Here is a 20,982-nt window from a genome sequence, read left to right on the forward strand (position 1 = left end):
GTAAGCCCGAACATAAGGTTCGGGCGTGATAATGATTAGTATCCGTTTGAGGTAAAGTCTGGCTGGAATTGGCCATCTGGTAAACGGTTGACCTCAGTCGTAATGTCGCCATTACTGTGCAACTCAAGTTCTCGCCAACCTGGAGACTCGGTATCTAAGGCGAAGTCATCGGAATTCGGTTTGAACTGCACACAAGTTGACGGCGTTGCCATCACACGGATGCCATTATAAAGAACATTCATGTCTTGGTGCACATGACCACATAAAATGCCTTTTACGTTCTCAAAACGGTCCACGACTTGCCAGAATGCTTCCGCATCTTTGAGCGTGTGTTGGTCAAGCCACGCACTACCAACTAAAAGCGGGTGGTGGTGTAAAAGCACCAAGGTGTGTCTTTGCGGGTTTTCCGCTAACTTTTCTTCCAACAGAGACAATTGCTGATCACTTAAGCGTCCGTGAGGTACGCCTACCACTTGTGAATCCAATAGAATCAACTGCCAATGCTCGCCAAGCATTAGATGCTCAACGGCTTGAATTTGAGGAGATGGCAGTACACTGCCCATGTTTGGCTTGTAGTCGTGGTTACCCGGAAGCCAGAAACAATCTTTTTTCAGCGGCGCGATGCCTTCAGCAAAACGCTGATAAGACTCTGCACTGTGGTCCTGTGAAATATCGCCAGTTGCCAAAATGTATTCAAACTGCACCTGACGATGAAGAACCTCTTGTATCACAGCAGCAAAGCTGTCGGCGGTTCTTACGCTCAGCAAACTGCCCTCATCTGCTTCAAACAGATGAGTATCCGTGATTTGTAATAGCTTTATGCTGTCACTAGATGATTGCAAAATGAAAACCTGATTCGTCCACTATATTGTTTTTTGTTATTTTCCCTTAGCGACGTGACAATCAATTGAAGGCAAGTGGCGTTCTACTAATGCCACTTCGTAAACAGAACGTCAGCCATTCACCAAGGAACGTATTGAGCTGATGCTTTTCATCTTTCTGCATCAACTGGTCGTTGGGATAATCATATTTAGCTTTGATGCGAGAAAACTCTCCGCTTGAGCATACTTCGGCGACTCTCGCATCGTGATAAAGCCTGACAGACATCGTAGGTAAAGGAAACACTGGTGTTTCATCACTCTGACATATCTCAACAACTGTGGTGTATTTTGTGATTTCATTCACGGTCAGTTGGTAAACCATGTTCGCCGCTTGATAGCAACGTACATCACCAACTTCGGCAGAGACAGGCAGCAAAGCGTTCAGCTTGGCGTAGTTGGTCTCATAAGTTCTCATCAGACCCGCTAAGTCAACATGGTATCGCTGTTTTTCAGCTACTTGCGCCATCATTATTTCTCCACCTTTGAGGTTTGTCCCCATTGCGATGTCAATTCTTGGTGATTCAATTGTAACCATTGAAGTGCAATGATTGAGGCACCATTTTCGAATTTTCCATCCTTCACCCATTGATACGCAGTTTCACGGCTGATCACATGAACTCGAATATCTTCATTTTCATAGTCTAAACCATGAATGCCATGCGCTTTAGTGGCATCGACTTCACCGATGAACACATCAAGCTTTTCAGAACAGCCACCAGAAGAAGGATAATAAGAGGTAACCGAAGCCACACGTCCGACTTGGATACCCGCTTCTTCTTCCGCTTCTCGACGAATCACTTCTTCTGATGATTCATCACGATCAATCATGCCAGCGACAATTTCTAGCTGCCAAGGATGCGAATGTTCTAATGCGCCAACGCGGATCTGTTCAATGATCACTACCTGATCAGTCACAGGATCATACGGGAGCATGGCAGCAGCATGACCACGTTCGAACATTTCTCGTTCGACAATCCCACTCCATCCGCCTGCGAATAATCTATGCTTAAAACGGTATTTCACCATTTTAAAGAAGCCTTTAAACACGGTTTCTTTTGAGATTATTTCCACATCTTGGGGAGTAAAATCATTTTGTTGCTTGTCACACTGTTGCATTCAACACCTCTCTGAGTGAATCTTGTAGTTTACTCATTGTTATTCGCTTGCTCAAAGGACTTGGCTCAACTTTTTGTACAATAGTTATAAATTATTTTAAGCGTTTCCCAATTATTTATTGCACAAGTGGATAATTACGTGTAAAAAAGTGCAAAGTTTCGAGTAAATATCGTCCAAATTGAGTTAAACTACTGAGAATTAACCAATCTATATACCGCGGGAATGGAAAATGAAAAAACTGCTTCCACTATTTATCAGTGCAGCGCTAGGCAGTATGAGCACATCTGCATGGGCAGACTCTCTTGCTGAAATCTATGACTTAGCAAAACAAAACGATCCTCAATTGCTCAGTGTAGCAGCGCAGCGTGATCAAGCTTTTGAAGCAATCAACTCTAGCCGCAGTGCCCTACTACCACAAATCAACCTAACAGCGGGTTACGACATCGCTCGTGGTGATACTGATTTTGATAGCAAATTACGTTCAAAACAAAGCAATGACCAAAACGTTCTGTCTGCAGGTGTTGGCTTCTCGCAAGAGTTGTACAACCGTGCATCATGGATCACTTTAGATACGGCTGAGAAAACAGCTCGTCGTGCAGACGCAACGTACGCAGCAACACAACAAGGTTTGATCCTTCGTGTTTCTCAAGCTTACTTTGAAGTACTGCGTGCACAAGACAACCTTGTGTTCGTTCGTGCAGAAAAAGCAGCCGTTGGCCGTCAGCTAGAACAAACTAAGCAACGTTTTGAAGTAGGTCTATCGGCAATCACTGACGTACACGATGCACAAGCACAGTACGATGCAGTACTAGCCGATGAAGTATTGGCAGAAAACGATCTGATCAACAGCTACGAATCACTACGTGAAATCACAGGTCAAGAGCACAAGAATCTGAACGTTCTAGACACTGCTCGTTTCTCTGCAAGCCGCTCTTCTGAACCTGCAGAAGCTCTGATTGAAGAAGCGAAAACAACTAACCTGAGCCTACTGTCTGCGCGTATCGCACAAGACATCGCTCGCGACAACATCTCGCTAGCAAGCTCTGGTCACCTACCAACGCTATCTCTTGACGGTGGTTACAACTACTCTGACACAGCAGAGAGCACAGCGGATAACACAACTGATGGTTTCAATGTTGGTGTGAACCTAGCAGTGCCTCTATACACTGGTGGTCGTACTACGTCTGAAGTGAAACAAGCGGAATTCGGTTACGTATCTGCAAGTGAAGATCTAGAAGCAGAATACCGTAGTGTTGTGAAAGAAGTGCGTGCACAGAACAACAACATCAACGCTTCTATCGGCGCACTAAAAGCGTACGAGCAATCTGTAGTGTCAGCACAGTCTGCACTTGAAGCAACAGAAGCTGGTTTCGATGTAGGTACTCGTACTATCGTTGACGTACTAGACGCAACTCGTCGTCTATACGATGCGAACAAGAACTTATCAGACGCTCGTTACAACTACATTCTTGCTGGCCTTCAGCTACGTCAAGCTGTAGGTACACTGAGTGAGCAAGATATCCTAGATGTTGATGCAGGCCTTAAGCCAGTAAAATAAACATCGATAGCTAAGTAACACGCAAGACGCCAGCTGATTTTTCAGCTGGCGTTTTTTTGTTGGGGTAAGTAACCAAGCCAAGTGCGCTTAAGCTCCCCTCCCCTTTCTAAGGGGAGGGTTAGGGAGGGGTTGCTTCTCGATCTAATTGACTACACTGGTTTTCAATTAGACCGAGCATTAACCCCCTCTAACTCCCCCTTTCGAAGGGGAAGGACTGGAATGCGTTTGTGGTTAGATTCACTCGTCCAAAAACAACAAAGGCCGCTCGAAAGCGGCCTTTAATAATTAGTTTGTCGTAATCAGCTTGGTGAGGAAGGAATTAGCCTTTACCACCTTTGATAGCGTTGATGATTTCGCTGGTTGAACAACCGTCTTCAAAGTTCAGTACGCGAACTTCACCACCTGCGGCAATCACTTCTTTACCACCAGCGATCTCTTCTGGTTTGTAGTCACCACCTTTTACTAGCAAGCTTGGCAACACTTCAGAGATCAAACGCTGAGGCGTGTCTTCGCTAAATGGAACTACCCAATCAACCGCACCAAGACCTGCCAATACCGCCATACGACGATCGGTTGGGTTTACTGGACGACCAGGGCCTTTTAGGCGCTTCACTGATTCATCGGTATTTACCGCAACGATAAGGCGGTCGCCTAGCTCAGCAGCGTGGTTTAAGTAAGACACATGGCCTGCGTGCAGAATGTCGAAACAACCATTGGTCATTACAACCTTCTCGCCTTTCGCACGTGCTTTCTTCACTGCTTCAATCAGTGCTTGTTCTGAAATCACACCGTAGTCTGTATCTTGGCTACCGTGAATCGCTTCTGCCAACTCAATCTCAGACAGCGTTGATGTACCCAGTTTACCAACTACAACACCTGCGGCTGCGTTTGCCAGTGCACACGCTTCTTCAAACGATTTGCCCGCAGCAACAGATGCCGCAAGAACAGAGATAACCGTGTCTCCAGCACCAGTCACGTCGTAGACTTCTTTCGCTTGGGTAGGCAAATGGAACGGCTCTTGGCCACGGCGAATCAAGGTCATACCGTTTTCGCTGCGTGTTACCAATAACGCTTCAAATTCGAACTCTTCAACCAAAGCCAGCGCTTTCTCGACTAGCTCTTGGTCAGATTTCACTTTGCCCACTACGTCTTCAAACTCTTTCATGTTTGGAGTAAGCAGTGTTGCGCCGCGGTAGCGCTCAAAATCCGCACCTTTCGGGTCAATGAAGACAGGGATATTTGCTGCGCGCGCTTTTTGGATGTATGCCTGAACGTGCTCTAGAGAACCTTTCGCGTAGTCAGACATGATCACCGCTTTCACACTTGGTAGTGCAGTTTCCATGCGAGACAGCACGGGTTCTGCGTCTGTGTTCTCGAACTTATCTTCGAAGTCCAGACGAATCAATTGCTGACCACGGCTCATCACGCGTAGTTTAGTGATGGTCGGATATTCTGGCAGCGCCACGAAGTCGCATTTCACTTTTAGCGAGTTCAGCGTTTCCGTTAGTACTTTCGCTGGCTCATCCATACCCGTTAGACCAACAATGTGAGCATGACCGCCAAGTGAAGCAATGTTCATTGCCACGTTCGCAGCACCACCCGGACGCTCTTCATTGTTTTCTACTTTCACAACAGGTACTGGCGCTTCAGGAGAGATACGTCCAGTCGGGCCATACCAGTAACGATCTAGCATGACATCACCGATGATTAGCACACCAGCGCTGTTGTAATCAGGTAGAATTGGTTTCATTATTGGTCTCCAAAAATTAAATCGTGGTGAGTTTAACACAGCCTTTTTCTAGGCTGAACCTTGTGCACTACTTCTGCTTAGGCAAACCATTGATTCCATGCTTGCTTCACCCACTCTCGCTCTGCAACAAATTTCTCTTCTGCCACATCGGCATCCAAGTTGAGCAAGTTTCGACGATGAATCTCATCGCGCATTGATGTGTATGCGCGCGTCAATTGCATCGCTTGATCTTCTTCCATGACACCTTGTGCAATCAGGGTTTCAAAAATACGCACGTTATCGCACCAGCGAATCAGCTTCGGCTTACTGTGACTGTAGTTGAGCACAAGGTATTGAGCGAGAAATTCAATATCGGTAATACCGCCGTTGTCTTGCTTCAGCATAAAACGACCGGATTTTTTCCCGCCCAAGTGGTCACGCATTTTCTCACGCATATCGACCACATCTTTCTTCAGCGCGTCTTGGTCTCGCTGTTTACACAACACATCATGACGGGTGTTGTGGAAGGCGATAGCCAAAGGCTCATCACCATAAATCATACGCGCACGAACAAGGGCTTGATGCTCCCATGTCCATGCATCTTTGTGTTGATAGTCATCAAAAGCATCGGTTGGGCTAACCAATAACCCCGAAGCACCAGATGGACGTAAGCGAGTATCCACTTCGTACAGAATGCCTGATGCAGTGCGGGTCGAGAAAATATGGATGATGCGCTGTGCTAAACGAAGGTAGAACTGGCGACCATCGATTTCTTTCTTACCATCGGTGTAGACGTTCACTGGGCAATCGTGCATGAACACGATATCGAGGTCTGAGTTATAACCCAACTCCCAACCGCCAACTTTGCCGTAACCAATCACGGCGAAACCTTTACCTTCACGATCTTTCACATGCGTTGGTTCGCCATATTTTTCCGACACTTGTAACCAAGCTTGGTTCACTACCGCTTCCACAATTGCTTCTGCCAAGTAGGTTAAGTGGTCACTCACTTTCATCACAGGAAGTACACCAGCAATGTCCGCGGCGGCAATACGCAAGATGCAGATCTGCTTGAACTGGCGCAGCGCTTCCATCTGTTGCTCCATATCATCCTCTGGGATGCGGGCAAGGAAATCACGTAACTCTGTTCGGTAACTATCAAGTGGAATTGGGTTGTACAAATGCTGAGGGTCGATCAACTCATCAAGCAGAATTGGATAACGCGATAGCTGCTCAGAAATCATTGGGCTAGCGGTACACAGACGAACCAATTGTATTAAAGCCGCCGGATGCTCATCCAACAGTTCAAGGTACGTTGTTCGCGTACAGATGTTATGTAGTAAGTGCAAAACTCGCGGCAAGCCAAACTGAGCATCCGGATGAGCAAACACCGCATCAAACACTTTAGGCATTAGCTTGGTCAGCACTTCTCGCCCACGTGGTCCAAGCGTCTTCTTCGCCAAGTCCGCTTTGAACTGCATAATGGTTTTCGCCAAGTTTTCTGGATTCTCGGCTTTGATGTCCTCTTGTAGAACGTGTTCAAGCACATCTTGCTTGGTCGCCATGTCCCACAACTCATGGAAATGACGAGCGACAGCTTCCGCTTCGTCCTCTTCATCATCACCAATCAAGCTTTCAAACACTTTGTGCACATTTGCCATGTGCTGCTGGGTTTGAGCAATGAGCGCATCCCAACTATCAAAGCGCATCGCGGTAGCAAGTTTTAGCTGCTCTTCTTCGCAATCTGGTAAGGTTTGCGTTTGCTTGTCCGCCATCGCTTGTAGCAGGTTTTCTAACTGGCGCAGGTACTTATAAGCCGCTTCAAGGTTATCGACTTCTGGTTGAGTTAGCTGACCTAGCTCACCGATGGCATTCAAGGTTTCGAGCAAACCACGACCACGTAAAGAAGGTTCACGACCACCACGGATTAACTGGAACACTTGAGCGATAAACTCAATCTCACGAATGCCGCCCGCGCCCAATTTGATGTTATTGCTCAAACCACGACGGCGCACTTCACTGCTGATCATGGATTTCATCCGGCGCAGAGATTGAATCGCACTGAAGTCTATATAACGGCGGAAAACAAACGGACGCAGCATCTGGCGCAACTCTTGATATTGCGGATACATTTCACTGCCCATCACGCGCGCTTTGATCATCGCGTAACGTTCCCAATCCCTTCCCTGTTCTTGGTAGTAATCTTCGAGCGCGGCATAGCTCATCACCAACGGACCACTTTCACCAAACGGGCGTAAACGCATGTCCACGCGGTAACAGAAGCCATCAAAGGTTTGTTGGTCGAGTGCTTTAATGATGCGTTGACCCAAACGGGTAAAGAATTGCGCGTTAGCAATACTGCGGCGTGCACCTTGCGTCTCACCGTTTTCTGGGTACGTGAAAATCAAGTCGATGTCAGAAGAGAAGTTAAGCTCACCACCGCCAAGCTTACCCATCCCGATGATCAGCATAGGTTGTGCTTCACCCTCGGCATTGGTCGGCGTGCCCCACTCATTACAGCAAATCTTGTATTGCCATTGATAGGTTTCGAAGATCATCGCTTCGGCCAATTGAGACAAATGACTGAGCGACTCTTCTAATGTCCAAGTGTGGGTAAAGTCTTTCCACGCAATGTAGACCATTTCGCGGTTACGGAACTGACGCAGCACACGGTGGCCTGCCATTTCATCTTGGCATTCAGCTAAGAGATCGGCGAGACGTGTACGATAAGCTTGTTGTCGACTGCCTTCTGACAGCATGCTTGGCAAGTTTTGTGCGAGTGTCTCATCACGATGAATCGCTTCGGTTATGAACTTACTTAACCCAGACACAAAACGAAATTGCTCAGCAATCTCGGTTGGCCATTGTTGAAAGTATCCCGCTTGCTCGGCGTTTTGAACCGCAGAATCCGCGACAGAAATCAGTGACGAAGGCAGCTGCATTTTTCTTCCTTGTGTGAAAAGCACTGTGGTTTGAGAGGTATACATTCTTTTATACCAGAGTTGGCACAAATAAAAACGCCCACAAAAGGTTTGTGGGCGTTTTATCAAAGCTTGCTGAAACTAGACTTCGAAAGATTTAATCTTCTTGTCGAGCTCTTCTGCATTGTTTTGCATCATCTCAGAGGTCTCTAGCAACTCGCTGACCACCACGACCGATGCTTCCACAAGCTCACGAACATTGGTTAAGTTCTGGCTCATTTCTTCTGCGACGCTGCTTTGCTGACCTGATGCCGTTGCAATCTGGAAGTTCATGTCGTTAATTTGCGTGACTTGGCCAACAATGCCGTCAAGCTCTGTGCCAGCATTTGAAACCAGCTCGACACCTTCTGCCGCCTCAACCACACTCTTCTCCATCAACTCTACCGCTGAGGTTGCGCTCGCTTGAAGCTGAGTGATCATCTCTTGAATTTCTACTGTTGCTTGCTGCGTGCGTTGAGCAAGGTTACGAACTTCATCGGCTACTACTGCAAAGCCACGGCCCGCTTCACCCGCACGTGCCGCTTCAATTGCCGCATTCAGCGCAAGCAAGTTGGTTTGTTCTGAAATACCTTGGATGGTGCCAACTACGCTGCCGATGGCATCAACACGCTCTTCTACTTGGTTTACCGCGCTTGCTGAAGAAGCGATATCAGAAGACAGTTCGCTCATCTTAGACACGGTTTTCTGTAAGAACTGCTGACCAGTCACAGCTTGAGTGGATGCTTGTTCGGTAAGAGATGATGCTGTTTGAGCGTGCTCTGCTACCGTTTGAACCGTAGATGACATCTCGCTCATTGCGGTAGCTAGCTGATCGATCTCGTTGAACTCTTCTTGTGCTGATTCTTTGGTTTCTGACATGCTGAGCGTCATCACTTCCGTCAACGTAGAGAGCTCATCAGAAGCATTGATCTGCATTTGAATCACATCATGCAGCTGACGACGCGTTTTTTCTAGCTCACGCGCGACATCACCATATTCATCTTTACAATCCATACCAAATGGCACAGACAAATTTTTGCTTGCCATCAACTTGATCGCATCATTCAAGTATTGTGTTTGACGCAGCATGACACGAGCAGCGGCAAGCAATAGAACTACAAACACAGCAATGAGTATCGCGGTTTGCCACGCCACTTGCGTTAGGTAGGCTTCGTAATGTTGTTGGGCAACTTGCTCGTTCTGTGTTGCCGCCAATAATGAGTTGTAGAACGTGCTCGCGTCCCATAATTGTTTTGCCACAATCAGGATGGTACTGAATACCATCAACATGACCATTTTCGGAACGAGCTTGATGTCGGATATCACCCTTTCCCACGGCTTAAATGCCAGCTTTTCCATTGTCAGTTCTCCACCGAGTCTTATATAGTCTTTATCTTACTTATAGTTATGCTCGCGCTTGGTTCTGGTTGCGCGATTTATTTCGAGCTTCGTATGAAAAACTATGATATCAAAGACAGCACTAAACCGATGGGGTTGCTATCACTAATCTTGTCCTTCATGGCGCTATTTGTGATCTCTGGCCTGTTGTTTTTCCCGCTTGATCACGAAACCCGTCAAGTCTTTATCGGTCTGGATTTTATAATCTGTAGTATTTTTATACTGCAGCTCACTATAGATTTGATCCGAGCCACAGATCGCAAGTTGTTTCTCAAGCATCACTGGATCGATTTTGTGGCGAGCATCCCAATGATTGAGCCTTTGCGCTTCGCCCGCTTGTTCCATATTTTGCGCGTCATTCTGGTACTGCGCTCTTCCAAATTCATTCTTTTCCAGCTCAAGCAAAACCGTCGTGAAACCACATTAGCGTCCATTCTGTTGTTAATGGTGGTACTGATTACTTTAGGTTCTAGTGCGATGCTGTTTATTGAAGGGCAAAACCCTGATGCCAACATTCAGACAGGAACAGACGCATTGTGGTGGGCCTTTGTTACTATTTCGACTGTTGGCTACGGTGACCATTATCCAGTGACGACAGGTGGCAAGCTGCTTGCTGTGCTGATCATCATTTGCGGTGTTGGTATCTTCGGTATGATTTCAGGTTTAATCACCTCGTTTCTGACCGCTCCCACTCGTCAGCAAGATAACCGTTCGAAGAATAAAGAGAAGCTGTTGGAACAAGTATTGGATAGGCAGGAACAGATACTAGATAGACTCCAATCCATCGAAGACGAACTCAATAAACAGAGACAACAGACAAAAAAATAGGACCTTCAAGGTCCTATTTTTTGTAGTCATCTTATTCTTGCCAGTAGGGCTCGACTTCCACGCTGATAGCGCGAGTCTGATCCATCGCGTGCAAGATGGAGCGCTCTTGGCGATGTAGCCAACGCTCTAACTGTTCTTGCTCTTCCCCTTCTAGCATGCCAACTAATGGCAGCAAATGATTGAGCATGAGCAGGTCGTCAATACCATGTACCAAGTCCGCCCATGGTAGACGGAAGCTGGTGCGCTCTTCTGCATCGTACAAACTCGCGAAGCCAATACCAGTGTAGAGATTACGCAGCAGACGGTAACGTTGATCGACATATTCTTGTGCTGACAAATCACGCTCAGCAGGAAAAGCTTCCATCAACTCAGCCCAAGTGCGATCCAGTTGCTTCACTGAGAACGGTTGGATGTTACTCGACATCTTTTCGCGCGCTTTGTCATCAAGGAATGGCTGCCAGCCACGCGTTAAGATCCAACGGCTCAAATCCAATAGCAAACCGGTGTAACGAGCAGAACTTAGCAGTTCTAACACTTCTTCACGGCTTGGTAGCTCGCCCAGTTGTTGAGTTAACTCAGAAACTAGGAACTTACGTGCGTCCAGTTTGCGCAGTACGTTGCCTTTATCGTCCAGTAGCTCTTCTAAATGCGCGTGCTCATCGAGCCACTCAAGTTCTTCTTCCAACCATTTCATTTCTTGGCGCAGAATCGCACTTGCTCGGCGCGGTACCATGCTGCCAAAGATAGTGAACGTTTGGCGGATAAAGCGAATGGCGTTGACGATTTCTCTTAGTGATTCGACACAATCACGCTCTGCGTAGATTTGCTCATGGTAATGCCAATGTGCTAACGCATGCTCTAATGAGTTAATTAGGCAGTATTCCACGGTGTCGTTTTTGCTGCTGTCGACCAATGCCAGCGGCTTCACTTCATCACCCGTATAGCCACTTGCCAAACGGTAGCCTTTGGCCGCTTTGCTTAAGTTGCCTAGACGCATACCACCCGCTTCACATAGGCTACGAGCAAGGGTAAACAGTGCATCTGTTTGACCAGATTTGAGTTCAAGTTCCACTTCACAAATAGGGTCTTGCTTTTCTTCTCCGTCTTCACCTTGGGCAATCACGGCACCTTGGTCAAACGCGACTTCGATTTGGCTGCCATCAGGCATACCAATCAGCCACTGTTCACGAGTGAAGTTGGTAGAGAATAGAGGCGTCAGCTCCGCTTGCAGTGTCGCGATATCTTTACCTGCTGGCCAGATATCAGAAGGATGAAGCGTGAGGTCCGGCTCATTACTGGTGTGCTCGGCATTGTATTCTGGTCTTTGATGAAGGCCAGCAACAACGCGTCCTGCTGTTTTTACAGTCTGGACAAAAACATCATCAAAACGACGAATTCTTAAACCAATGTCGTGCTTTCTTAACCATTTATCAGCGGTATCAAAGTAGGTGTTACCTAAGTCACGACTACTGTGCTGAAGTACTTTTGTTTCGGAAATTTTAGCTCTTAAAGTTTCTGAAAATTCAGGAGAAACAAAAAACTTCAGTTCTATCTCGGTTTCCATAGCTATACCTTTCAAAGCAGATAGAAACAGGATATTGCCTAATTTCTCACACGGCAAGAAAGAAATATCACCCGAATGATGATCTAAAACAGTTTTAATGAGCGATTTAATGCGTTAACATGCGCGCCTTTATAGCCATCGTTCAACATTTCGCCAAGAAATGGTGTATGTTTTTTTAAGGTTATAGTTATTAGGTTGAATGACCATGCCAGTAAATACAATTATGGGGTTATTTGCAAAGTCCCCAATTAAGCCTTTGCAGCGCCACGTTGTGTGTGTCAACGAATGTTGTTCACACCTGGTTAAGTTCTTTGAAGTTTCTTCAAAGGGTGACTGGGAAAAAGCAGCTGAAATCCGTGCTCAGATTTCTCACCTAGAGAAAGAAGCGGACGTGCTGAAACGTGAAATCCGTCTAAAACTGCCTCGCGGTTTGTTTATGCCAGTCGATCGTACTGACATGCTTGAGCTTCTAACTCAACAAGACAAACTTGCTAACCTGGCAAAAGACATTGCTGGCCGTGTATATGGTCGACAACTTGTCATTCCTGAGGCTCTCCAACCAAACTTCCTCGCATACGTTCAACGTTGTCTTGATGCGGCTGATCAGGCGCAAAAAGTGATCAACGAACTTGATGAACTTCTAGAGACCGGCTTCAAAGGCCGTGAAGTAACGCTCGTTGCTGAAATGATTCATCAGTTGGACGTTATTGAAGATGATACCGATGCAATGCAGATTGAACTTCGCCAACAACTGATGGCGATTGAAGCTGACATGAATCCTATCGATGTCATGTTCTTGTACAAGATTCTTGAATGGGTAGGTGGTATTGCCGACCAAGCGCAGCGCGTAGGTGCTCGTTTGGAAGTCATGCTATCTCGATCTTAAAACATAAGTTAACGACATAACGAAGAGCATTACTAACGCGTGTCAGATGGACGATGACTATTTTCACCGTCTTATGGACTGACGCGCGCAAAATTTTGCTCCGCTTGTTATAAAACAACTAGGTATTACGATGGATATCCTTGCGAACTACGGCACTGTCCTGATTATTGTTGCAGCGATTTTTGGTTTCATGATGGCGATTGGTATTGGCGCGAACGACGTTGCTAATGCTATGGGTACATCTGTTGGCTCAAAAGCGCTTACCGTTAAACAAGCGATCATTATTGCAATGATCTTTGAATTTGCGGGTGCATATCTTGCAGGCGGTGAAGTAACCGACACTATCCGTAAAGGTGTTATCGAAACATCTCTATTTGCTAGCCAACCTGACATTCTTGTCTACGGCATGATGTCAGCGCTTCTTGCGGCTGGTACTTGGCTTCTACTTGCTTCTTACATGGGCTGGCCTGTATCAACGACTCACTCAATCATCGGTGCAATCATCGGTTTTGCGTGTGTGTCTGTAGGTACAGAAGCAGTTGACTGGAGCAGTGTTCAAGGGATTGTCGGTAGCTGGATTATTACTCCGGTTATCTCAGGCTTCTTTGCTTACGTTATCTTTGTCAGCGCACAGCGTCTGATCTTTGATACTGAGAACCCACTATTCAACGCGAAACGTTTCGTTCCAGTGTACATGTTCATCACGACTATGGTGATTGCGCTTGTAACGATTAAGAAAGGTCTGAAACACGTTGGCCTTCACCTAAGTAATGGTGAAGCGTGGATGTGGGCAGCAATCGTCTCTGCTGCAGTAATGGCAGGTGGTTACTTCTACATTCAGAAGAAATTCGCGAACCGCGAAGAAGACCGCAGCTTTGCTGGCGTAGAAGGCATCTTCAGCGTACTAATGGTTATCACAGCGTGTGCAATGGCATTCGCACACGGTTCAAACGACGTAGCTAACGCGATCGGTCCACTGTCTGCCGTTGTTTCAACGGTTGAACACATGGGTGAAGTTACAGCGAAAAGCACAATCGCATGGTGGATTCTTCCTCTAGGTGGTTTTGGTATCGTAGTTGGTCTAGCAACGCTAGGTCATAAAGTTATGGCTACCGTTGGTACTGGTATTACTGAACTAACACCAAGCCGTGGCTTTGCAGCTCAGCTAGCAACAGCATGTACAGTAGTTCTAGCATCAGGTACTGGTCTACCTATCTCTACTACTCAAACTCTAGTAGGTGCGGTTCTAGGTGTAGGTTTCGCTCGCGGTATCGCAGCACTTAACCTAGGCGTGGTTCGTAACATCGTTGCATCTTGGATCGTTACGCTACCAGCAGGCGCACTATTGGCAGTAGTATTCTTCTACGGCATCCAAGCGATGTTCTCGTAAGAGTAAACACCGTCAATACAATGTAAGCGCTTTGTCATTATTGACTCAAACGCACAGAAAGGGAGGCTTTGCCTCCCTTCTTTGTTGCACCGAAGTTTGAAACTGCATAATATTCGTCTATTTCCGGCTCCAATAATTCGGTGCCAAAGCTGTATCCAAGAAAATCGTTAAGGGATTTACTGTGAAAAAACTAATCATCACGGTTTTGTTTACTTTGCTAGCAGCGCCAGCGGCACTAGCGGCAGACCGTTATATTTCTGATGACCTATTCACTTTTATGCACTCTGGTCCAAACAACACTTACCGCATTATGGGCAGTGTTAACGCAGGCTCTAAAGTACAACTTCTTCAAACAAACAAAGACACGGGTTACACACAAATCCGTGACGCTCGTGGCCGTACAGGCTGGGTGCAAAGCAAGTTTGTTACGAACCAAGAGAGCATGGCTATTCGTATGCCTCGCATTGAGAAAGAGCTGAAAGAAGTTAAATCTCAACTTGCAAACGCACGCCAAAACTCAGACACAGAAAAAGCGGGTCTAGTGACATCACTAGAAACACGCAACCAACAGATTTCTGATCTAGAGAAGAAATACTCTGAAATCAGCGACCAGCTTACTTCTGTTGAAACAGAAAACCGCGAACTTCGCGCTAAGCTAGACACGCAAAAAGACGACATGCTACTTAAGTACTTCACTTACGGTGGTGGTGTTGCAGGTCTTGGTCTGCTATTTGGTTTGGTACTGCCACACCTGATTCCTCGCAGAAAGAAATCGCCAGCAGGTTGGGCATAATAGCTCCGAATTGAATCGATAAAGAAAAGCCAGTCGTACTCGACTGGCTTTTTTGTTGGCTTGTTAAGTAGGATTCTTGTTACTCACCCATTGAACTGGATGCTCGGCGTCTGTCCGTTGCCCCATAAATCTTGCCATCTTTGAGCTCAATGGCGTTCAAGCCGCTCACAACTGGAATCACGTGTACTGGGTAGCCAAGTTCCATAAACTCCGGCACCAGCATTTCTGCGAACGTTTTCTTCTCTACCAGCAAGCCCGTCGGGTCATAAGGCTTAGTGCGGTCTATTTTGGTGCCGTACTGGATGTTCGGCAAATCGATGGCCTCTTGCGCTGATAAGTTCCAATCCAGCACCCCAACCACGGTTTTCAACACATAACCCGGGATTTGTGAACTACCCGGAGAACCGACCACCAAACGCAAGTTATCATCACCGTCCATCACCATCAGCGGAGTAATCGCGGAACGTGGACGTTTACCCGCTTCAATCGAGTTCTGAGTTGGTTTACCGTTGACCGTTGGCTGAGGTGAGAAGTTGGCCATCTGCGCATTCAAAATAACGCCATCAACCATCACGCCAGAGCCCATACCAGTGCCTACTGTGCTAGTCATGGCAATAGCATTCCCTTCCCTATCTACGATAGAGATGTGTCCGGTATCTTTACTCTCAAAACCTTGGTACTGCGCGTATTGTGTTGCGGTGACGTGCCCTGCTTTTGGATTCTCTTTTGCTACCCCTTCACTTGGAATAAGTCCACGACGCTCATCTAAGTACTCTCTGGACAGCAATTCACCCGTTGGCGCTTCGACAAAATCTGGGTCGCCGGCATACGCGATACGGTCAGCTTTAGCGATACGCATCGCCTCAGTCATTAAGCGCCAAGGTTCAACATCCGTCTTCGCCATTTGTGAGAGTTCGTAAGGCTCAAGTAACTCAAGGCTTTGAGAGACCATCAGACCACCGGATGCAGGGTAACCAAACGAAACGATTTTATTCCCTCGGTAATCGCTCTCAATAACCTCACGCTGCTTTACTTGATAGTTTTTGAAATCGTCTAGTGACAACTTTTCATGTTGATCATCAATGCGGCTATTGACCGTATCTACGATGTGCTTACCAAACTCACCGCCATACAAATAGCTATCACCTTGTTGAGCAATGTTTCTCAACGTCTCAGCCATCTTCGGGTTCTTCATCAAGGTGCCCGTCGGCTTGATTTCATCTCCTTGCCAATACAAGGCTTTGACTTCTGGGTCTTGCTCAAGTCGGCTTTGCTCTCGTACGACAATGTCATAGGTGTAGCTGTTCATCGCGTATCCTTCGCTCGCCAGTTCAATAGCAGGCTTGATGAGCTCTGACCATGGCAGCTTTCCGTATTGCTCGTGAGTGGTGTAAAGCAAGCGCAGCGTTCCCGGCACGGCAATAGAGCGAGGGCCAAGTATCTCATTACGGCTAAGCACTTCTCCGTTTTCCACAAACATCTCTGGGTTTGCGCTAGACGGTGCTTCATCTCGTCCATCCAAGGCGAGAAACTTTTGTTTATCGTGCTGGTAGAACAGAGCGAACGTACCACCACCGATGCCCGTCATGTCTGGTTCTACAACGGACATCACCATTTGCATCGCAACCATGGCATCTACCGCGTTGCCGCCTTGCTTCAATACGGAATAGCCAGTACTACTGACATAAGGATTGGTTGCACTCACCATAAAATGTTCACCAGTATTATCTGGCGTAATTGGGAAAGGTTCAGGCTTTGCGGCATGGCTCACCGCGGCAATCAAGCTCAAAGAAAAAGTAAGAATACGCATACGTTCTGGATAGACTCCTGTATTTATAAGATGTCTAACGTTGACTCAATGCTTATTGCGAAGTTCGTCAATATGGCGTTTTTTTACACAGCGCTGACTGGGGAACACCTATTAATAAGTACGCCGTATTGGAGTCATTTAAACGACAGGCATAAGGTATATTTTGTTTCTTTGAACCCTGAGTTGGCATCACTAAAATGGATAAACGAACCGCTCTACAGAGGTAAAAAAGCCAGCGGCAAAAGCTCACTGGCTAAATGTGATTTGGAAGAGGAAACGGCTTTAGTTTGAAGCTTAGCCTTTCCATTCATAGAGAGCTGGGATACGAATTTTCTCACCTTGGAACTCGACGATCACCGCTTGTGGTTGGATCTCTTTCAACGTGATCTGCCCATCAACCACATCGCCTTGATGGTACTCAACGTTGTTGATCTTCACCCAACGACGATTCACGTCACTCGAGTACATATGCGTTTGCAAGTTCATAGCCGGTAATCGTCCATGCCATTGCCGAGCGTCACGCTCAAGATCATCAGCCGATGATGCATTATCCGCTGATGGTTGATCATTATTTGCTAACGCGTTCTCTACTTTCAATGCTAAGTCTGGAGATAAAGAAGACAAATCAAGATCATCAAGTGACAAGCCGAGATCATCATGGCTTTGCATTTTCGGACTAGTCGGCGCGGTTTTCTGAGGCACTTCTAACAAGTCCTGCTCACCAGGAACCGAATCATTATTGGCATACCCTTGATCAACGAACGTCCCAAACTCTTGTGAGAGTTCGGCAGTCGGCCAATCTCGTTGCAACTGCGCCAGTTGTGGCTCCTCGGGGTAACTCAAACTTTCGAACTTAGGCTTAATCACTTGTTTGACTGGCTCAACGATCGGCTGCGCTTTTTCAACCACAATAGGCTCTGGGGCATCTTGGGCAAAGAGATCCAAATACCACGCCGCGCCAACCGCCGTAATGCTCACTGGCAATAGAAAGAGTCCAACATGCTTCATGACTGACATTATGCGTCCTCCTCATCAATTTGCTTTAGCTGCGGTGCATCCATTTGTACACTCTGCTGTAATCGCTCCAATGTACGTTGTCCTGCGATACCATCAACACCAATGCCTTGCCAACGTTGGAACAACTCAACACGCTCTTTTAATGCGCCGTCATAGATATCAGAACCTAACGGTTGCTCATTCACTGCCTGTGCCAAAAGTTGGTCAAGAACATCAATCGCTGGCCCTTCCATATCTAAGCGCAACGTATCTTTGAGCGGCGCTTGCCACAACTCAATGATGTTGCCTTGCCACAATGGTTTAAGCCAAGAAACCGGCAAACGAAGGCGCTGGCTACCGTTGAGCACTTCGACCTTGTCATCACCAATGGCATACAAAACAACATAACCGACTTGGCCTTGATAGTTGAGCTCTAAGATAACCGGACGATTTTGCTGCACCAACAACGGCCATGTCGCCATTTTACGCTCGCATCGCATGGTGGATTGAGGCTCTGATAAACATAAATTATCACGTACCGAAGCACGATAACCCCAAAGCTTATACAGTTCATTCACCGCTAGATTCGATTGTTTTTGTTCTAGCAACATGTTGCGCTGCTCATTGGTCAATTGCTCATTAACCACAGGCGCAACAATTTGAGGGACTGTCGCTTGAACGACTTGAACAGGCGCAGTGCTTACCGTCGACTTTAAAGGCATTTGCTGCATCACAGCCCAACCAATACCGACAGCAGCGCAAACACCGATGGCAGCCGAGCCCCATGTCGGCCATTCAAAACTGCGGCGAATAGGTTTATCTTGCTGATAAATCTCCGCTTGGAACTGCATTACCTCTTCACACGCTTGATGAACAGTTTGCTTATCCACGACCACATTGCCTTTGTAATAGCTCATGTTCAGGGATTTATCGCAAATCAGGTTAATCAGGCGTGGAATACCGTGACTGTATTTAGCAATCAATTTGGTAGAACTGCGGTCAAACAGCTGCTTATCACCACCAGCGGTATGCAGGCGGAACGTGATATAATCTGCGGTTTCTTTCTCATCCAATGGCAGCAAGTGATAACGGCCAGTAATGCGCTGAGCAAGCTGACGCAGTTGCGTAGTTTGCAGCAAGCGCTGTAATTCAGGTTGCCCCACCAAAAGCACTTTTAGCAGTTTACGCGTATCCGTTTCTAAGTTGGTCAACAGGCGTAATTGCTCAAGCACATCGGCTGCCAAGTGCTGAGCCTCATCGATAACCAATAAGGTTGTCCAACCTGACTTGTGATTACTCAGTAGGTACTCATGAATCACTTGGTTAAGCTGCTTTAGCGTCGCATCTTGCGGATAGGTGACTTTGAATTCATCACAAACTGCTTCGAGCAAATCTCGACTTGAGAACGTTGGATTGAGGATCAACCCCGCTTTGGTGTTCTCGTCTAGGTTCGCCAACATGGCTTTTGCGACCGTGGTTTTACCTGTCCCTACCTCGCCCGTCAGCATGGCAAAACCACCACCATCGCCTAACCCCGCCTGAAGGTGCGTAATCGCCTCTTTATGACGTTGGCTCAGATACAGATAACGCGAGTTTGGAACAATCGAAAATGGCAGTTCAACAAACCCGAAAAAGTCCTTATACATTAGGATCTCCAGCTAAAACCCACCCGCAATCAAATCGGGATATTCCTTATTAGACTTAAACAAAGCGCTAAGTTCTTTTAGATGTGAAGAAAAGTACCATTGCTTGCTACAATGTCCAACGTCATATCCATAAATTAAGAGGTAATCCGTGCAAGTTTATTTAGTTGGTGGTGCAGTTCGAGATCATTTGCTCGGAATCGACAGTTATGACAAAGATTGGGTGGTCGTCGGCTCGACACCAGAAATGATGCAAAACCAAGGCTACACTGCTGTCGGGAAAGACTTTCCTGTATTTCTTCACCCCAAGACTAAAGAAGAGCACGCCCTTGCACGAACCGAAAGAAAATCTGGAGCGGGTTACACTGGCTTTGAATGTTTCTTTGATCAAAGCATCACGCTTGAAGAAGATCTAATTCGCCGCGATCTCACAATCAACGCCATGGCGATGGATGAAGATGGCAATTTGTATGACCCATACGGCGGCCAAAAAGACATCGATGCAAAAGTACTTCGTCATGTTTCGCAGGCTTTTGTTGAAGACCCTCTGCGTGTTTTACGTGTTGCTCGCTTCGCGGCTAAGTTAGCGCACTTGGGTTTTAGTGTCGCAGAGGAAACCATGCTGCTGATGCGCGACATGGCCGAATCCGGCGAGTTAAGCACACTAACGCCAGAACGTGTTTGGCAGGAATGGCATAAGTCGCTTTCTACCTCTCGTCCAGACGTGTTTTTATCCGTTTTAAGAGATTGCGGTGCATTAGCCGTTGTCTTGCCAGAAATTGATGCGCTGTTTGGCGTACCTCAACCAGAAAAATGGCATCCGGAAATCGACACGGGCACTCATACCTTAATGGTGGCACAGCAGGCAGCGAAGCTGAGTGATTCACTTCCGGTTCGATTTGCTGCGCAAGTACATGATTTAGGGAAAGGCGTCACGCCAAAAAGCGAATGGCCAAGCCACAAAATGCACTGCCATACAGGATTAAAACTGATTAAAAAACTGTGCGACCGTGTACGGGTACCTAATGAGTTTCGTGACTTAGCATTAATGGTGTGCGAGCAGCACTCTAACATCCATCGGGCAGTTGAACTTAAGCCTCAAACTATCATCAAAATCCTAAACAAGTTTGATGTGTGGCGTAAATCAGAACGTTTACAAGATATTTTAATCTGTTGTCAAGCCGATCATGCGGGTCGAAAGGGGCTAGAAGACCAACCTTACCCGCAAGCAGAGTTGTTTATGCGAGCTTACCAAGCAGCGGCATCTGTCGATGTACAAGCGATCATTAAAGACGGCTTCAAAGGCCCTGCAATTCGTGATGAACAAGAGAAGCGTCGCATTGAAGCAGTCAGAGTTACGCTAGGAAAATAAACCGATAAGTACATAACAGACAAACAAAAACGCCCGCTGTAGAAAGCGGGCGTTTTCA

The 20,982-nt window shown here is 46.8% G+C and carries 16 protein-coding genes; 6 read left to right on the plus strand and 10 right to left on the minus strand.

Annotated elements, in window-relative coordinates:
* Window positions 1–35 precede the first annotated feature (35 nt).
* The 3 genes from cpdA to nudF form a co-directional block, all read right to left on the minus strand.
* Entirely contained in the window at window positions 36–842 is an 807-nt protein-coding gene (gene cpdA, locus ACLIIY_RS13110) for a 3',5'-cyclic-AMP phosphodiesterase (protein ID WP_039842404.1), read from the minus strand.
* 61 nt (window positions 843–903) lie between these two features.
* The gene (locus ACLIIY_RS13115) at window positions 904–1,347 is read right to left on the minus strand and encodes a DUF1249 family protein (RefSeq protein WP_009707750.1); all 444 of its coding nucleotides are present in this window, start codon (window positions 1,345–1,347) and stop codon (window positions 904–906) included.
* 2 nt (window positions 1,348–1,349) lie between these two features.
* Window positions 1,350–1,997 carry an ADP-ribose diphosphatase gene (gene nudF, locus ACLIIY_RS13120; protein ID WP_005436080.1) on the minus strand — a complete coding sequence of 216 codons (648 nt, stop codon included), beginning with the start codon at window positions 1,995–1,997 and terminating at the stop codon, window positions 1,350–1,352.
* A gap of 229 nt (window positions 1,998–2,226) precedes the next feature.
* Here nudF and tolC point away from each other — a divergent pair, with 229 nt between their 5' ends.
* Window positions 2,227–3,555 (plus strand): outer membrane channel protein TolC, encoded by a 1,329-nt coding sequence (tolC, locus tag ACLIIY_RS13125; protein ID WP_054823010.1) that lies wholly within the window; start codon window positions 2,227–2,229, stop codon window positions 3,553–3,555.
* Between the two features lie 319 nt (window positions 3,556–3,874).
* Here tolC and hldE read toward each other — a convergent pair whose 3' ends face one another.
* The 3 genes from hldE to ACLIIY_RS13140 form a co-directional block, all read right to left on the minus strand.
* Window positions 3,875–5,305 (minus strand): bifunctional D-glycero-beta-D-manno-heptose-7-phosphate kinase/D-glycero-beta-D-manno-heptose 1-phosphate adenylyltransferase HldE, encoded by a 1,431-nt coding sequence (hldE, locus tag ACLIIY_RS13130; RefSeq protein WP_005528761.1) that lies wholly within the window; start codon window positions 5,303–5,305, stop codon window positions 3,875–3,877.
* Window positions 5,306–5,382: 77 nt separating this feature from the next.
* Window positions 5,383–8,226 (minus strand): bifunctional [glutamate--ammonia ligase]-adenylyl-L-tyrosine phosphorylase/[glutamate--ammonia-ligase] adenylyltransferase, encoded by a 2,844-nt coding sequence (glnE, locus tag ACLIIY_RS13135; RefSeq protein WP_434527711.1) that lies wholly within the window; start codon window positions 8,224–8,226, stop codon window positions 5,383–5,385.
* Between the two features lie 120 nt (window positions 8,227–8,346).
* Window positions 8,347–9,603, minus strand: a complete 1,257-nt coding sequence (locus tag ACLIIY_RS13140; protein ID WP_009707755.1) for a methyl-accepting chemotaxis protein — start codon at window positions 9,601–9,603, stop codon at window positions 8,347–8,349.
* 48 nt (window positions 9,604–9,651) lie between these two features.
* Between ACLIIY_RS13140 and ACLIIY_RS13145 the strand changes: the two genes are divergently transcribed.
* The gene (locus tag ACLIIY_RS13145; RefSeq protein WP_434527712.1) at window positions 9,652–10,470 is read left to right on the plus strand and encodes a potassium channel family protein; all 819 of its coding nucleotides are present in this window, start codon (window positions 9,652–9,654) and stop codon (window positions 10,468–10,470) included.
* 31 nt (window positions 10,471–10,501) lie between these two features.
* Here the strand turns inward: ACLIIY_RS13145 and ACLIIY_RS13150 are convergent, their stop codons facing one another.
* Window positions 10,502–12,034 carry an inorganic triphosphatase gene (locus ACLIIY_RS13150; RefSeq protein WP_039842411.1) on the minus strand — a complete coding sequence of 511 codons (1,533 nt, stop codon included), beginning with the start codon at window positions 12,032–12,034 and terminating at the stop codon, window positions 10,502–10,504.
* Between the two features lie 205 nt (window positions 12,035–12,239).
* On the opposite strand from ACLIIY_RS13150, the gene ACLIIY_RS13155 reads away from it, so the two are divergent.
* The 3 genes from ACLIIY_RS13155 (at window position 12,240) to ACLIIY_RS13165 (ending at window position 15,103) form a co-directional block, all read left to right on the plus strand.
* Window positions 12,240–12,920, plus strand: coding sequence for a TIGR00153 family protein (locus ACLIIY_RS13155; RefSeq protein WP_005431974.1), 681 nt, complete (start codon window positions 12,240–12,242; stop codon window positions 12,918–12,920).
* 130 nt (window positions 12,921–13,050) lie between these two features.
* Window positions 13,051–14,310 carry an inorganic phosphate transporter gene (locus ACLIIY_RS13160; RefSeq protein ID WP_005431976.1) on the plus strand — a complete coding sequence of 420 codons (1,260 nt, stop codon included), beginning with the start codon at window positions 13,051–13,053 and terminating at the stop codon, window positions 14,308–14,310.
* Between the two features lie 181 nt (window positions 14,311–14,491).
* A complete protein-coding gene (locus tag ACLIIY_RS13165) occupies window positions 14,492–15,103 on the plus strand; it encodes a TIGR04211 family SH3 domain-containing protein (RefSeq protein ID WP_045416399.1) in 612 nt (203 codons plus the stop codon).
* 79 nt (window positions 15,104–15,182) lie between these two features.
* Here the strand turns inward: ACLIIY_RS13165 and ggt are convergent, their stop codons facing one another.
* From ggt to ACLIIY_RS13180, 3 genes are all read right to left on the minus strand, one after another.
* The gene (gene ggt, locus ACLIIY_RS13170) at window positions 15,183–16,913 is read right to left on the minus strand and encodes a gamma-glutamyltransferase (RefSeq protein ID WP_434527713.1); all 1,731 of its coding nucleotides are present in this window, start codon (window positions 16,911–16,913) and stop codon (window positions 15,183–15,185) included.
* 294 nt (window positions 16,914–17,207) lie between these two features.
* Entirely contained in the window at window positions 17,208–17,930 is a 723-nt protein-coding gene (locus tag ACLIIY_RS13175; protein ID WP_434527714.1) for a general secretion pathway protein GspB, read from the minus strand.
* The gene (locus ACLIIY_RS13180; protein ID WP_434527715.1) at window positions 17,930–19,555 is read right to left on the minus strand and encodes an AAA family ATPase; all 1,626 of its coding nucleotides are present in this window, start codon (window positions 19,553–19,555) and stop codon (window positions 17,930–17,932) included. The genes ACLIIY_RS13175 and ACLIIY_RS13180 overlap by 1 nt, the downstream gene beginning before the upstream one ends.
* 148 nt (window positions 19,556–19,703) lie before the next feature.
* Here ACLIIY_RS13180 and ACLIIY_RS13185 point away from each other — a divergent pair, with 148 nt between their 5' ends.
* Window positions 19,704–20,924: a multifunctional CCA addition/repair protein gene (locus ACLIIY_RS13185; RefSeq protein ID WP_434527716.1), complete on the plus strand. Its 1,221-nt coding sequence runs from the start codon at window positions 19,704–19,706 to the stop codon at window positions 20,922–20,924.
* The last annotated feature ends 58 nt before the right edge of the window (window positions 20,925–20,982 follow it).

This window comes from Vibrio sp. K4 (genome assembly GCF_051122595.1).
In the GTDB taxonomy this organism is placed as follows: Bacteria; Pseudomonadota; Gammaproteobacteria; order Enterobacterales; family Vibrionaceae; genus Vibrio; species Vibrio owensii.

Excerpts from the sequence above, each read along its gene's own strand:
- ACLIIY_RS13145 (WP_434527712.1), top strand. The coding sequence starts at position 9,652 with ATGCTCGCGCTTGGTTCTGGTTGCGCGATTTATTTCGAGCTTCGTATG.
- nudF (WP_005436080.1), bottom strand. The coding sequence starts at position 1,997 with ATGCAACAGTGTGACAAGCAACAAAATGATTTTACTCCCCAAGATGTG.
- tolC (WP_054823010.1), top strand. The coding sequence starts at position 2,227 with ATGAAAAAACTGCTTCCACTATTTATCAGTGCAGCGCTAGGCAGTATG.
- ggt (WP_434527713.1), bottom strand. The coding sequence starts at position 16,913 with ATGCGTATTCTTACTTTTTCTTTGAGCTTGATTGCCGCGGTGAGCCAT.
- glnE (WP_434527711.1), bottom strand. The coding sequence starts at position 8,226 with ATGCAGCTGCCTTCGTCACTGATTTCTGTCGCGGATTCTGCGGTTCAA.
- ACLIIY_RS13140 (WP_009707755.1), bottom strand. The coding sequence starts at position 9,603 with ATGGAAAAGCTGGCATTTAAGCCGTGGGAAAGGGTGATATCCGACATC.
- ACLIIY_RS13180 (WP_434527715.1), bottom strand. The coding sequence starts at position 19,555 with ATGTATAAGGACTTTTTCGGGTTTGTTGAACTGCCATTTTCGATTGTT.
- ACLIIY_RS13155 (WP_005431974.1), top strand. The coding sequence starts at position 12,240 with ATGCCAGTAAATACAATTATGGGGTTATTTGCAAAGTCCCCAATTAAG.
- ACLIIY_RS13115 (WP_009707750.1), bottom strand. The coding sequence starts at position 1,347 with ATGGCGCAAGTAGCTGAAAAACAGCGATACCATGTTGACTTAGCGGGT.
- ACLIIY_RS13150 (WP_039842411.1), bottom strand. The coding sequence starts at position 12,034 with ATGGAAACCGAGATAGAACTGAAGTTTTTTGTTTCTCCTGAATTTTCA.
- ACLIIY_RS13160 (WP_005431976.1), top strand. The coding sequence starts at position 13,051 with ATGGATATCCTTGCGAACTACGGCACTGTCCTGATTATTGTTGCAGCG.
- ACLIIY_RS13175 (WP_434527714.1), bottom strand. The coding sequence starts at position 17,930 with ATGTCAGTCATGAAGCATGTTGGACTCTTTCTATTGCCAGTGAGCATT.
- hldE (WP_005528761.1), bottom strand. The coding sequence starts at position 5,305 with ATGAAACCAATTCTACCTGATTACAACAGCGCTGGTGTGCTAATCATC.